We start from the raw sequence: 13,627 nt of genomic DNA, 5'->3' as shown, positions 1-13,627 counted from the left end.
CATTTTGATTCGTTGTATTAAAGCGCCTCCAATTTGGAGGCGCTTCTTTTCGTTACGCTTCAGTCTGATTTTTTTTCGAAAAAATCCCACTAAAAGGTAATGGAGCCGTACGTGTTGATTATTAGCTCCGCCGTTTTGGGGAGATTGATGATTAGTGAACTCATAGCGACCACCAGCATTTGACCTTTGTAGGTAGATTGGCGCTCAGTCCCTTCTGATATTGCCCACATTTTTATCCAAGCATTAAAGAAGAAGAATAAGCCTATTGCCTGAATTAAACCTATAAGGAATCTTGCTTTGGTAGACATCAATTGATCGAAAAGTTTCGACTCTTTATCTGCTAATTCTCCTGATAGCTTTTGAACAAACTTGGATGTTGGCTCCGTATAGCATTCATGTTCACCCGCTTTCGACCCTGCATTGTAGATTCTACTTTTAACCCTTGATATAGGGTCTGAGTTTGTAGACGCAATAGACTTAATGTCACTTTGGAATTTAGTCATACTTTCGTCAAAGTTCATCTGATAAGCGTAACACTGTCCATCTTTGTTGCCATCATCTCCGATTACTGTATTGGTGACCATTGTAACAGTGCCCTGAGGGTTTAAAAGGAGACCTGCCAGTATAAGTCTAGCTGCAAGTTTCTTAGATAAGTGCTCATCTCTTTGGGAAAGATCTGTATAATTTCGTATTCCATCAATGAGTTTGTAAAGTGCAAACAAACCCGCGCCGACAGAAAGCATATAGGCAGAGTACATTAATACATAGACTATTGCAGATGCCGGAATTTGCCCTCCAGTGTTTGCACTTGCGCTAAACGAGAAAAGTGTAGCTGCAAGATACAGGATGATTTTGACCATTTTTTATTAATATTAATCATCCTCATCACATATTCCAAAAAATAAAAAGCCACCAAATTGTGATGGCTTTTGTTCTTCCAGTAGTTAACTGATTGATTCTGTTCCGTATTCGAGGGAGAACTGCTTTTGAAAGGATTGACTCTTTTTCTTGAGTTCTTCCATGGTAATTGGAATGTATTGATTAATGCCCTCTGAGCTTTCAGTTTTTGTAATAAGCTCTTCTTCAATAAGGGAGTTTAATGCTTTCTTGTACGCTTTACTTAAAGCGACTCGGTATGCTGTCGCAGGCTCACTTAGGTAAGTGTAAACCCTCTTTGAAAGTGAATTGACGGGAATGCCCAATAGTGATTGGTAGAGAGTATCTGGGTTTATTGATAACCCTTCTACCTTCCCGTAGATATCCCTAACACCACCACGTTTGCGAACCTGTTTGCACAAAAACTGGAAAAGGTGGGCTTTTAAGATGTCTTTGTTGTTTGTTAGGACATTTTCGAAATCCGGCCTCTTAAGTAGCACCCACCCAGCAGAAATTTTAAGCTTTGCATTCGCTTCCTCAGGAAAGTCAGCAGCATCAATAACGCCTTGAAGGCTCATATGAGTGAGGCAAAAGTGCATTGAGGTAGTGCCGAAGATTACAATTTCGCCTTCATGATACATTGGGGTGGCTGCGATCTTTTTGAATACAATGCCTTTTTCACTTTGCTCAAACCCAGAAGCCTCTAAGAAACTTTTGATTTCTGCTTCTCGTCCAGAAAAAAGCTCACCAGATGTGACACTGATAGTGCCTTCTAGAATATCTTTTTCCTCGGATGCGAAGTCTTCATCAAGCACTTTGTCGAAGGTCAGTGTTATTGCGCTGTCTTCAATGTAGCTGAATTGATTTTTAGTCATACTATATCTTGAATAGGATTTTTATTCAAAATACCACAATCGTATTCGATGTCAATTTGAAACGTGTGAAACGTAGAAAGAGCTGCTGAAATATCAATCAAAACCTAAAGCACGAAATCGCAAAGGAGTGGTGGTTGTTTTAGTTGCAGGTGATTCAAATCTGACAATATTCGGAACTAAATTAGACCTCATCAGAAGCGAGATGCAACGTTACATAGGTTAAAGTCTAGTTCTAAAGACCGCGACACAGCGGTCTTTGTTTTTTTAGGATGAAGATGTACCTTTTGCATAAAGTACATATGAAAGCTCCGCATTTTCTTCCTTATCAGGGAAGTAAAAGAAAGGTGGCTGATCAGATAATTCAGCACATACCTAAATCAGCACAATACAATACCTTATATGAACCGTTCGCGGGGTCTGCTGCTTTTTCGTTATTTGCACTAACAACTAGACCTGATTCATTTAATCGAATTGTTCTTGGTGAATCCTATACCCCTTTAGCTGAGATATGGAGGATGGTAATAGAGTGCCCTAATAGTTTGGTAGAGCAGTATGAAAAACTTTGGTGTCAGCAATCAGACTGTAAAAAAGAAAACAATGATTTTTACTTAAAGGTTAGAGAAGAGTTCAATGTGACACTTGATCCATCAAGTTTGTTGTTTTTAGCAGCGAGGTGTGTAAAAAACAGCATAAGATTCAATTCTATGGGAGAGTTCAACCAAAGTGCTGATAAGAGGAGAAAAGGTGTTAAGCCAAATACAATGGCTAAGAATGTGTTTGAGGTTCATGAGCTCATCAAGGGTCGAAGCGAGATGTTAAATGCCGATTTCATGGATATTTTTAACAAAGCGACAGCTGATGATATTGTCTACTGCGATCCTCCATGGTTAGGAATAACAAACACAACGAACAAAAGGTATTATCAACAGTTGGACTTGGACAGGTTTGTTAACGGTTTAGAGCTGTTAAATTCAAAGTCAGTAGACTTTCTTGTGTCTTTCGACGGTATGCGTGGAGAAAAGGACTATGGTGGGGATCTGCCGTCATATTTGAACCTTAAAAAAGTATATATTGATGGAGGTGTTTCAAGTCAGTCAGTCTTAAATGGGATGAAGGAGAGAACCTTGGAATCCTTATATATCTCAGAGTCTCTATGCCACAAATTGAATTGACAATATGGGCTTCTGTGGCATTATTGCTGTGAGTTAAACCTGACTAAATGAAATCTGAATGACTAAAAAAAATAACTGTTCATGTTGCGGCGAACCAGAAGAGAAAGCGGAAAGAATCATCGCAGGTGGTGGAGTTAAGCTATGTGATGTATGCATTAAAGCTTTCAATGAAGCTCTAGAAAGTGTAGCGAAGCAAACGACATTTACAGGGAAAATAAAATCCCCAAAAGAGATTCACGAACTTTTAAACGAATACATAATTGGTCAAGAGGGTGCAAAAAAAGCGATAGCGACAGCTGCCTACTTGCATTACCTTAGAATTTCGAATGTTGATATGGGCGGTGTTGAGTTTAAGAAGGGTAATGTCTTACTTCTTGGCCCAACGGGGTGCGGCAAGACACTGATTGCTGAAGTGCTAGCTAAGATTCTTGATGTACCATTTGTTGTTGCGAATGCTACAGAAATGACCGAGGCAGGGTTTGTTGGTAAAGATGTTGAGACCATGATTCGCACTCTTTGGGATCGAGCAAACGAAGATTCCGTACTTGCTGGTAAAGGGATCGTGTTTATCGATGAAATTGATAAACTGTCTAGAAAGTCAGAAAACCCAAGTGTTACACAGGATGTTGGTAAAGAAGGTGTTCAACAATCTTTGTTACGAATGCTGGCTGGTACAGAGGTCACTGTTACAGACATGAAAAATGGCAGAACTAACCCTGATTCACCTGCATTGGGAGTTGTGGATACCAAAAACATTTTGTTCATCGTAGGCGGAGCTTTTGAGGGAATTGAGAAGATTGCTGAAGACATGAACAAAAAGGGAACTAAAATGGGGTTCGGTCATTTGGATGACGATGACTCAGATGATAAACAGGGTGAGTATACTCCCTCAAGTGTTGATGTTTTAAAGAGGTTTGGTCTAATCCCTGAATTTTTGGGAAGATTTCCAGTTGTCTCTGAATTAAAGGAATTAACACCTGAACAGCTAAAACAAGTTGCTACCGAGCCTAGAAATGCTGTGGTTAAACAATACACACAGTTGTTTAAATTTGCTGGGGTTGAACTAAATTTCAGTGACTCGAAAATCGATGAACTATGTAATTTGGCTTACGAAAGAAAATTAGGAGCTCGTGGCCTAGAGACTCTATTTAGTAAGGAGTTAGAAGAATACATTTACGTACTTCCCGAGCTAAGTAAGACATCGCCCCAGCTAACAATTAACTAACTTAAAGCCCTCACCCTGTGAGGGTTTTCATTAATCAGGAGTATAACTTTGACAACTATCACTACAACAGAGGCTGTTACAGAATTGCTAGAAGGAGATGTGAAGTATTCCTTAGCTGAACAGTACAAGGATGACGAACGTGTAGCGAAGATCGCAGATGGCATTGACCTTGCTGAAACACTTTCAATCATCAATTTAGGTACAGAGTCTCAATCTGAACTAAGTGCATTTGTCGCAAATGAACTTTCGAACACGAAGGCCAATGCAATGTCCACTGATAGCATGGAAAGCTTGGGTGAGGTCATTGATGAAATCAAGTCGGTTAATGTGTCTGACACTCAAAGTAAGTCATTCTGGGCAAAGCTGCCAATAATCGGTGACAGAATTGCCCATACATTCGACAATGTAGCTATGCAATTTGACACTGTAGATGAACGTGTTGATCGCATTGTGGTTCAGATTAAAGGCGAGATGTCCGTCATTGATGAGTCGGTTGGAATGTTCGACGTACTGGATCAAAAGTACAGGAGCTTAATCGATGAGTTTGAACACTACATTGCGGCAGGTGAAGCAAAGATGCAAAAAGAGCTTAAGGGAACTTACCCTGTTCTTCGTGCAAAAGCGATTGAAACGGGAGACCCGAGAGACATTGAGGCATTCAACACGTTTCAAAATCAACTTGTGCGTTTGAATCGTCGTGTGACAAGCATGATGACTGCGCGTCACGTTGCAATCGAGTCACTGCCTTCAATCCGAGCTCTTCAAACGAACTTCTTGCAGTTTAAGGAAGAGTTTACTGAGGTAGTTAATACAGTCATCCCGATGTGGAAGAGACAATTCTTGCTTGCTGTAGAACAAAATAAGGCGGGTAAAATTGTTAACATTAGTAAGTCTGTTAAAGATTACTCGAACAAGCAATACCTTGATTTCAAGGAGCAGATGTATGGCTTGGAGAAAGACATTAATGAAACTCTAAGTCGTGGCATACTTGACCCTGAGACGCTCGTTATGGCGACCGACCTAACTATTCTTGCTATTGAAGAGCACAAAAAGCGTTTGGAGTTGACGTATGAAACACAAGAAAAAACTAAGGGTGCTATTAACGAAGGTCAACGTAAGCTTCAAGAAGCTCTGATGGTTGAGGTTGTTAAGTAAAGCTCATTTTTGAATTACTTAGTTTTGTGAAGGAAAGGGATGATTTTTCATCCCTTTTGTTTTTTTGGAGATAATTTGTGGCGATCTCTTATCTAGCATAATAGTTTGCAAATACAGCTTCAGAGATATGCGTGAGTAGGCAATACAAACCACCTTCTTCATTAAGCTTTAGCTTAGGGATCTCCGATGCAATCTTCCAAGTGTCATCATGCGTTTCAAAATACTCCAATTCTTCCAACCAATCATCTTTTCGATAAACAGCATGGCGATATCCTGTATCAAAATTACAACTCGTCAGGAGCAAATCAGAATCGAGATAATGATATGGGCTATTTTGCTCATCTGCACAATTCCCTTGCTCGCCTTCAGTAGTGCAAAACCACTTGTCGAGGTAATTGAGCTCATCTTTGTCAATTTCGAATGGCTCAATGTCATACGGCGTTAACTCAACACCTTGCTTGTTTGGTTCGAATTTAGATTTAGAAAGCCTTAGGTTTCTAAATCTAAATTCGTTGTAGTCATTAAAATTTGGTGTGCAAACTTCAAGAGACATGAGACGCTCATCGACCAAAAACTAAATAATGCCGTTAAATGCACCAATGGTTTGGTGGATGTGTGTTATTTTCACTTCTTTACTCTTGTTTCTGACACTCCCAGTCGAGAGTGTCAGTTTTTAGTTTTACTTACTTCATAAGAGCCGTAGCAATATTCTGCAATGCCAAAACCAGCTTGTCATCATGACTCAGGTCATCATCAACAACGTTGGATGTGAAGCTAGCTCTAATTTCGTCAAGTCGAACAGATTCTTCGTCAGTGATGAATCCATTAATCTCTTTGAATCGGAGCATGTTTTCCTCTGCACCAGTGGTCAATGTTTGAGATTCAGCTCTATAGTGATCAATGATCAAATTGAAGATATCGTCTTCATTCATTGCTGGAACAAGCTTCTCAGTCATTTTAGCCATGTTACGGTAAGAACCTTGCATTAGGAATGGTGGTTCTTTCCTATGTTTCATTGCCGCACTTCTGATGTACTCAGCATTGACAGTTAGTACTATTTTTTGGATAGCCAACATCTGCTTGAGGGTGTCTGTAATCTCGGTAGCTTCAGCAGGTGAATAAGAGTATTCCAGTTCGGACAGTCCGATTTCTTCACCCTGTGCAATGCGGATTAGTTTGTAAAGGTCTTCCTGTGAGCGTGATGCAAGTGGTGCCATTACATTGTTGGATGTTAATGCGTTCTCGATATAAGACAACTTGAACGCCTCTTCCATGCCCGAACGAACATCACCAAGATTGTAGCTAGACATACGGTTAACAAGCATATCTGGCACTTTGAACTTTTCACCCTGTTCTGTGTATGGGTTACCCGCCATTGCAATGGCAAATCTCTTGCCCTTCATGTCGTATGACTTAGAAGCGCCTTCCCAACTTCCCTCAATACGTCTTGTGCCATCACATAATGAAATGAATTTCTGTAGAAATTCAGTATTAAGGTGCTGAATGTCATCAAGATACAGTAGAACGTTGTTGCCCATCTCTAGAGCCATGTTTAGCTTAAGTAGTTCACTTTTAGCGCTTGATGTGTCTGCCTCTTCTGGAACAATACTCTTAACCTCATGACCTATAGCTGGGCAATCGATCTTAACAAAAACAAGCCCCATAATTTTGGCGACGTACTCAAGTAGAGTTGTTTTACCATAACCCGGAGGAGATAAGAGCAATAGACCGCCACTCTGTGCGGATGTCGCAGAACCGATAGAGCTCATCTGTTGAGCTAGAGAATCACCAATTAGAGGTAAGTAACAATCTTTGATTAGTTTGTTTCTAACAAAGTTAGAAAGGGGTTTAGCTTTAAAGTCGTCCAGATTTAGCTTTCTGTTCCATTCTTTTGCAACGGTCTGTCTGATTTGAACGAATGAATCAAACTCTGTCGAGTGGGTGTCTCGAATGTACTGGCAACGAGCAATGAATGATTCAAGATTTGATTTGATTACTCCACTTTTGATGGTGGAATGTGTTCCGACAAGTCCTGTGATTTCATAAATGGATGTACTGCCAATAGATGTTCTGTTATCACCTTTGATAGCGGCAAAAGCTTCTTCAATGTAACCTGTGCTTAGTTCAGGGTTCATCGCCAATGCTACTTGAGTGAAAACTTGCTTAGTTTCATCGGTTTGGATGAAGGAAGAAAGTTCCACGTTTTTCTCTGTAAGTGATTTTAGTAGCTCATCTGCTTCAAAACTAATGGCGAAATTGGAGTCAATGCTTACGTTCAAATCTACGGACGAATTGAAAACATACTCAACAACATTGCTGTTAGTTGAATACTTTGCCGCAAACTGGTTTAGCGCTTCTGCAAAAACTTTGTTTGACCCGATGATTGAAGATATACCCTTCATGTCGTTTAGGTGCTTGTACAGAGTGCTTAGCTCACCCTTTTCTCTTAGTTCGTTAAACAGATTCATTCCATCTATACGATCAGACTGCGATGTTTGGCTAATGCCGTTGTCGTTGAAGTAGAGTGGGTAAACCTTCTCTAGGATTGCCAAGCCATCAATATCGTGAACGCCACGGATGTAGCCTTCTTTGTAAGATTTTGAGATATACTCAGAAACAAGCTTTGGGAAAGAGGTCGAAATACTCATCGACTTATTCTTTATGTGTAGCTTGATTTCGTCATGCGAGAAACCAGATGTAGAGTTCGAGATTTCCCCTAAAATCTGGAATGCAAGATATTCTGCTCTGTAAGTCGACGAGTTCTCAGAAGGTACGTCATAATCGAAGTACTCAACAAGGTTGTTAAGTTTTGGGTCTTCAATCGGGTGATTAAAGTCTGTTGAAGAAATTGTGGCGTGCGGTTTGCCATCTTTTTCAATGATGTTAAGGGCGAGCTCTTTTTTGTTTACAGAGAATCGGTGTTTACCAAGGACTACTACCTTGCCATTATCCTCAAATAAATCTTGGCTATCTCGGATGTCTCGGGAAGACTCTTCTTTGATAGAGTTTAACTCATTCAGAATGCCAGAACTTATTACCGCATCACCAAGGTTTTCTATTTGAGCTGCATATTCACGCACCTTATTGACCATTGGGTCAGAACTTAGGAGGCTGTGAAGTTCAGTAATTGAGCTTAAGCGAGAGCAACGTTGACGAATGTTGTTCAATGATACAGAAGCAGACTTCTGGATGTTTGAAATACGTCGTTGGATTTCAGAAACTAACTGTGTCTTGCGACCCTCAATGTTCGAGTAAGTGTCGTTCCGCTTTGAAGTAATCTTTTCGATGTAATCATCAAAGTCGGAGAAGCGACCTTCAAGTTTCTCAAATTGTGAAGTTAGTTTTGCTAGTTCGTTGTCACATTCACTAGGGGTGTTAACGCGGCTCATCGCAACTTCGATCATCTGATCTAGCTGTTTTAGTTGCGCGGCGAATTCTTTTTCAGCTTCGCTACGTGCAAAGTCTTCAAGTTTAGAAGAGGCTACCGAACGTAGTGTGTTTAAGCTTGTAAAGCATTGGCTTAGTTGCTCGATGATGAAAGTGATTTTTGTCGTATCTTCAACTGTTATTTCAGATACTTCATCATTAAGAGATGTTAGTCCGCCTGTGAGCTCTTCAATCTTTTCTTTTTGCGGGTTAATTTCAGCAGATTTGTTTGCTGATAGGATAGCCTTCTCAATAGAATTAATTGATGAGTGGAATTGTTCGAAAGATGACTCTTTTTGAAGTAGTGATACTAGTCCGTCTACGACAATTGATTTTTGTTCATCTGTTTTCTGAATAAGCGCATCAATAAGCGTCGCGTCGACGAATCGTGCATCCTTAGATACTGTTAGTTCACCAAGTAATGCTTTAGCTTCCTGAAGTAATGAAATGTAGCGATGCGTGTCTGAACCGCGAAGAACGTTTACGTCATGGACAAGATTTTCGCACTTGCCTCGTAACTCTTCTTGCCTTAAATGTGCCTGTTGAGCTAACTGAGAGGTTTTATTGAACTCCTCAAGTACTGTTTCGCTCGTTTCTTTTATCAGGATTAAGTCGGTTTTTAGAGAGAATAGTTCCTCACTATCAAACCAGAAGTGCGCATCGATTGCGTTAATTGAACTCTTGATGATGCCTTCGTATAGAGATGCACTTATATCATCATCACGAACCAGCTTAAGAATAGACATTACATCAGAAATGCCTCGTACCAAACTTGCATTACCAATGTTTTTGATAGTGCTTTCTTCAGTCGATGAATTCTGAGACTCAGCATAGTAAGTCTGGGTCATGAAAGGGGTAGACCAGATTTGTAGCTTGTGGAGTTTCTCGGCCTGATTGTTCTGACTTGATCGGAACATGAATAACTCACCGTTCTCCTTCAATGCATAACCGCAAGCGTGCATAGGGGAGGCAACAGATTTGTTGATCATGTTGTAGTGGTAAATGGTGTATTGACCATTCGCAATGTCAGAGTAAAAGTAAAGAGTGTCTTCGCCATTTGGCGAGCTCATCATCTTGTGGAATTCGAGGTTGTGCGACTCTGTGTTGAATGTTTTTACTTCCCCTGAGGATAGGGCGTAACCATTAGAGAATATAACACCATGGTTCTCTGGGAGGCTTTGCACACCATTCTTGATACCGTCAGCACGCACCAGTTTTTCTGTGATTGTGTTGAATACGTAAAATCGCTCTTCACTTTCGTCAAGAACTTTTACTTTCAAGAACGTGAGGTTACCTTCACTAAAGAAGTGAACAATAATGTCTTGGGTACGCTGGAACGTGTTTTCTAATGGTTCAGTTAATAGTGTACGACCAGCTTTTGAGTTGTCATCTACTTTGAGTTTAAGTGCACCTTGTTTAACCCCTAAAAAGATTGAGTCTTTGACAGAGTATAAGGGCTGGGTAGATCCAACAATGTTTGAATCTGTTAAGCGAGACCAGTTAACTTCAGAGTGATTCGATTTAGGACGACCACCAAGGTTGCCAAGATACTTGGGACTAGATGGGTTCGTTAAGTTGAAGCGGAAGTGTTGATAATCACTGCCTCTTTCACTTGTAGAAAATACAATAAATAGCTCTTCACCTTTTCGGTACAGTTGTTTTAATTCAACTGACTTATTGTATTTAAGTAGGCGACTTAAGTCGGTAAAGAACTGTTTGTCGTAGACAAAAGTGTTTTTTAAATCAACAAGTTCCGGTTCAGAGTTATCTTCGTGCAGTTGATAAACAGAAAGTAGGTCTTCGACCTCTAAATGAGACTTAATTCCTAACTTAGTAGAAAAGCCAAACAACAACTGGTTACCAACTCGCGCCATGTCGACAGGAATACAGTTGTTCTCAGTCAATAAGTTGATATTGCCAGATAGTTCTAACTCACCACCACCAAACTCTGTACTTCTTAAAGAGTTAACCTTGTCTGTTTTTGTTTGAAGCTCTTCGGCAGCTTTAATTAAACGTCTGCGGATAATATCAAAACTACCGCCGTCTTTGATGGCTTTTGAAATATCGAAGGTCATAGTTCACCTTTTAGTGTTGAAGTAAAAAAGGCTGCCGACAAACTCAGCAGCCTTTTGAGCGTATGGGTTGCTCTATTAAGCTTCAGAGTTAGCGTTAAACTCTTCAGGCTTTGTGCCTTGACTTAACGTGTTACTAAGAGCAACAGCTTCAGACAAGTTTTGTGCGCCGCCTTTCTGGATAAGGCTTAGATTTAGGAGATCACCAAGACTGGTGTTACCTAGAATTTGCTGAATGTCATCAATTGGGTTTGCATCACCAGTTTTGTATTTCTGGATTTGACTGCCAAAGACTGGGTGTTGCTCAGCAACGAGAGCATCAGATTTAGCATTGAAAAATGCTTGAGCGAAGTCATTGTTGTTACCAAGAAGAGTAACGTTCGCACCACTGTAAGCTTTTGCCATTCCTTCAGCAGACGCAACGCCAACTTCAGCTTGCTTGTCGATGCGGTGCAGTTCAATTTCTTTATCAATCTGCATTTGAGCAAGACCAACTTCGTGCTTACGAGTGTCTTCATCCACATTCATAGCTTCACGGATTGCTTTTTGAGAGTTAGCTTCAGCCGCACCCTTAGCTTTGATTACTTCAGCTTCAGCAAGTCCCTGTGCTTTTGAGGATTCAGCTTTTGCACTAAGTACTTTCGCTTCAGCTATGCCTTTTGAAGATTCATTAGCGATGTTTGCTTCTGCTGTGCGTTCAAGAGATTTTGCTTTTTGTTCTTCAACCTCAAAGTCTGCTTGTGCGCAAATACGACGACGCTCTGCATCCTGAGACTCAACTTTTAAAGCCGTTTCACTTCTGATTGTGTCTTTTTTAGCTTCGGCCATTGCAACTGCTTCAGCGTCACCAACAACTTCGGTTTGGTTTCGAGCAACTTTACGCTCAGTTCTAAGGTCTAGAGTTTCCTCTTCTTGAACAGCGGTTTGGCGCTCTACTTCAACACGCTTGGCGCGCACTTCAGAAACGTTTAGGTTAGCAGTCTCTCTTTCCATTTCTGTGGTGGAACTGCGTTGAACAAGTTCGCGTTTTGCATCTTCGCGTGCGAGGTTGCTTTCTTTCTCAGATGCAACCTTTGCAAGTGTAACTTTACGCTCAACATCGACCTTAGCACCTTCGATTGCTGCTTCTTTGTTCTGCTGAGCTTGAGCAATATCCTGCTCCGACTGAATGCTCTTCTGAGCGATGCTGTTAGTCGCTTCAATCTCAGCTTCTTTAGCAAGCTTATGCTCATTCTGGGTAGTAATTGCTTTCTCGCGCTCGATGGCTTCGGCTTTTTGGTGCATATCAAGCTCTAATTGCTTACGAGCGTTTTCACCACTTACTTCATGTTGCTTTGCATCTGTGCGAGCTTGTTGTTCGATCTCTTGAGTTCTTACAAACTTTTCGCTTGTGATCTCTTTGATTTTCTCAATACCCTTTGCGTCGTACACATTATCAGGGTCGTGTGAGTCAATGTGAGAGTGCTGGATTTCGTTGATAGCAACCTTCTCTAGATCAAGACCGTGAAGTTGGTTATTTAGTGCAGCCTTAACGTCGTCACTAAAGGTATTTCGGTCTGTCATAAGCGTTTCGTAATCATGCTTGATCACGACGTTCTTAAGAGTTTCGTTAAGGATAGGAGAAAGGAATTTAGACAACGCCGCATCGTCATTGATTACAGGGCTTGTAAGGCGATTTGTAATTGAGCAAATTGTCTCTTGGTCGTATTTTGGAAATTTAACGTAGAACGTTGCAATAATGTTTACACGTACACCATCTTTACAAGACAAACCTTGTTTATGGTCACCTTCCAGCCAGCCTTTTGCCTGACCTTCACGGCGTACTTCTATAGTACGGTCTGTTACTCGAACGTGCTCAGGGGTGTCGATAAGTGGAATGATGAATGTACCATTTGATGTTGCGCGAGTTTTCTTTGCACCATTAATGACTAACATCCAACCTTGTCCTTTTACCTTTTTATAGCAAGAAGCTAAAAAGGCAAGAATGGCGATTACTGCGCCACCTAAGACAAGAAACCACGTAGGAATACCTAACATAAATTTACTCTCTTTTGATTGAAGAATAATGCCACGTAAAATGGTCATCTCACATAAAGTCATAGACTTGTTTAGTTATAATGCCACAAAAGAAAATAATATGAAGCTGATTTTATGTTAAATGCTACAAAAATTAAAAAAAGCGCCAGTAGACGCTTTTTGTTATTTAGGCAGGTTTTACGAAATACAACTCATCGTTGCTTGAGGAATCTTCGGGATTAACTTTGCTGATAACGACAAAGTTATCGCCAATGTTAAGAGTGTCATTGTCATCTATCGTTCTGGCTGAAAAAGAGATCGCCCCCTCTCTAACTTGAACAATCCCTGTACCTACTGAACTGCTAATGCTCGAAGTGGCGTAACCTTGGCACCCAATTATAGGGCTCGAAGTGGCGGAGTCATTTGCTTTAAAAATCTTGTCAACACCAAGAGCTTTAAAAACCCCACCAGCAATGAACAGGGATGCTAATAGTATAGGTAGGTGCAAAATGTAGATAATGACGTCGGCAAACTGAGTCACGTAAGGCAAAAGCAAGTAATCATAAATGATGCAGACTAGTGAGTATGCGATCGCAAATGATGCCAGTAGACCAATAGTCAGAGGGACTCTAGAAACTCCTGTCGAGAGGAGAATGTGTGAAAACCCTCCTGCGGATAAATCACTTTCTACGTCAAAGTCAAAATCAAGAAAACCTAAAATAAAGCCTGCAAAGATTAGAATTATCAAAAGCAATGTAGGTACACCGAAGAAGGCGTAGGGTAGTTCGAATAGTTGTGCGAGCATAAAAT

General features: G+C 40.6%; 9 protein-coding genes. 3 read left to right on the top strand and 6 right to left on the bottom strand.

Going from position 1 to position 13,627, the window contains the following annotated elements:
• Positions 1-89: 89 nt before the first annotated feature.
• Positions 90-860, bottom strand: coding sequence for a hypothetical protein (locus KJB35_RS18065; RefSeq protein ID WP_285469508.1), 771 nt, complete (start codon positions 858-860; stop codon positions 90-92).
• An 84-nt stretch (positions 861-944) separates the two neighbouring features.
• Entirely contained in the window at positions 945-1,751 is an 807-nt protein-coding gene (locus tag KJB35_RS18060) for a hypothetical protein (protein WP_285469507.1), read from the bottom strand.
• Positions 1,752-2,050: 299 nt separating this feature from the next.
• Between KJB35_RS18060 and KJB35_RS18055 the strand changes: the two genes are divergently transcribed.
• From KJB35_RS18055 to KJB35_RS18045, 3 genes are read left to right on the top strand one after another with little or no spacing between them, the layout of a single operon-like run.
• Positions 2,051-2,923, top strand: a complete 873-nt coding sequence (locus KJB35_RS18055) for a DNA adenine methylase (protein WP_285469506.1) — start codon at positions 2,051-2,053, stop codon at positions 2,921-2,923.
• A 58-nt stretch (positions 2,924-2,981) separates the two neighbouring features.
• The gene (gene clpX / locus KJB35_RS18050; RefSeq protein WP_285469505.1) at positions 2,982-4,148 is read left to right on the top strand and encodes an ATP-dependent Clp protease ATP-binding subunit ClpX; all 1,167 of its coding nucleotides are present in this window, start codon (positions 2,982-2,984) and stop codon (positions 4,146-4,148) included.
• A gap of 48 nt (positions 4,149-4,196) precedes the next feature.
• The gene (locus KJB35_RS18045) at positions 4,197-5,303 is read left to right on the top strand and encodes a toxic anion resistance protein (protein WP_285469504.1); all 1,107 of its coding nucleotides are present in this window, start codon (positions 4,197-4,199) and stop codon (positions 5,301-5,303) included.
• Positions 5,304-5,391: 88 nt separating this feature from the next.
• Here the strand turns inward: KJB35_RS18045 and KJB35_RS18040 are convergent, their stop codons facing one another.
• From KJB35_RS18040 to KJB35_RS18025, 4 genes are all read right to left on the bottom strand, one after another.
• The gene (locus KJB35_RS18040) at positions 5,392-5,856 is read right to left on the bottom strand and encodes a hypothetical protein (protein ID WP_285469503.1); all 465 of its coding nucleotides are present in this window, start codon (positions 5,854-5,856) and stop codon (positions 5,392-5,394) included.
• 130 nt (positions 5,857-5,986) lie between these two features.
• Positions 5,987-10,804, bottom strand: a complete 4,818-nt coding sequence (locus KJB35_RS18035) for a DNA repair ATPase (protein ID WP_285469502.1) — start codon at positions 10,802-10,804, stop codon at positions 5,987-5,989.
• A 75-nt stretch (positions 10,805-10,879) separates the two neighbouring features.
• Positions 10,880-12,838 (bottom strand): SPFH domain-containing protein, encoded by a 1,959-nt coding sequence (locus KJB35_RS18030; RefSeq protein ID WP_285469501.1) that lies wholly within the window; start codon positions 12,836-12,838, stop codon positions 10,880-10,882.
• 166 nt (positions 12,839-13,004) lie between these two features.
• Positions 13,005-13,622: a hypothetical protein gene (locus tag KJB35_RS18025; protein WP_285469500.1), complete on the bottom strand. Its 618-nt coding sequence runs from the start codon at positions 13,620-13,622 to the stop codon at positions 13,005-13,007.
• Between the last annotated feature and the right edge of the window lie 5 nt (positions 13,623-13,627).

It is taken from the genome of Vibrio sp. D431a (assembly GCF_030248655.1).
Lineage (GTDB): Bacteria > Pseudomonadota > Gammaproteobacteria > Enterobacterales > Vibrionaceae > Vibrio > Vibrio alginolyticus.
The sequence above is the reverse complement of the archived record's forward strand: the minus strand, read 5'-3'. Positions and strand labels throughout refer to the sequence as shown.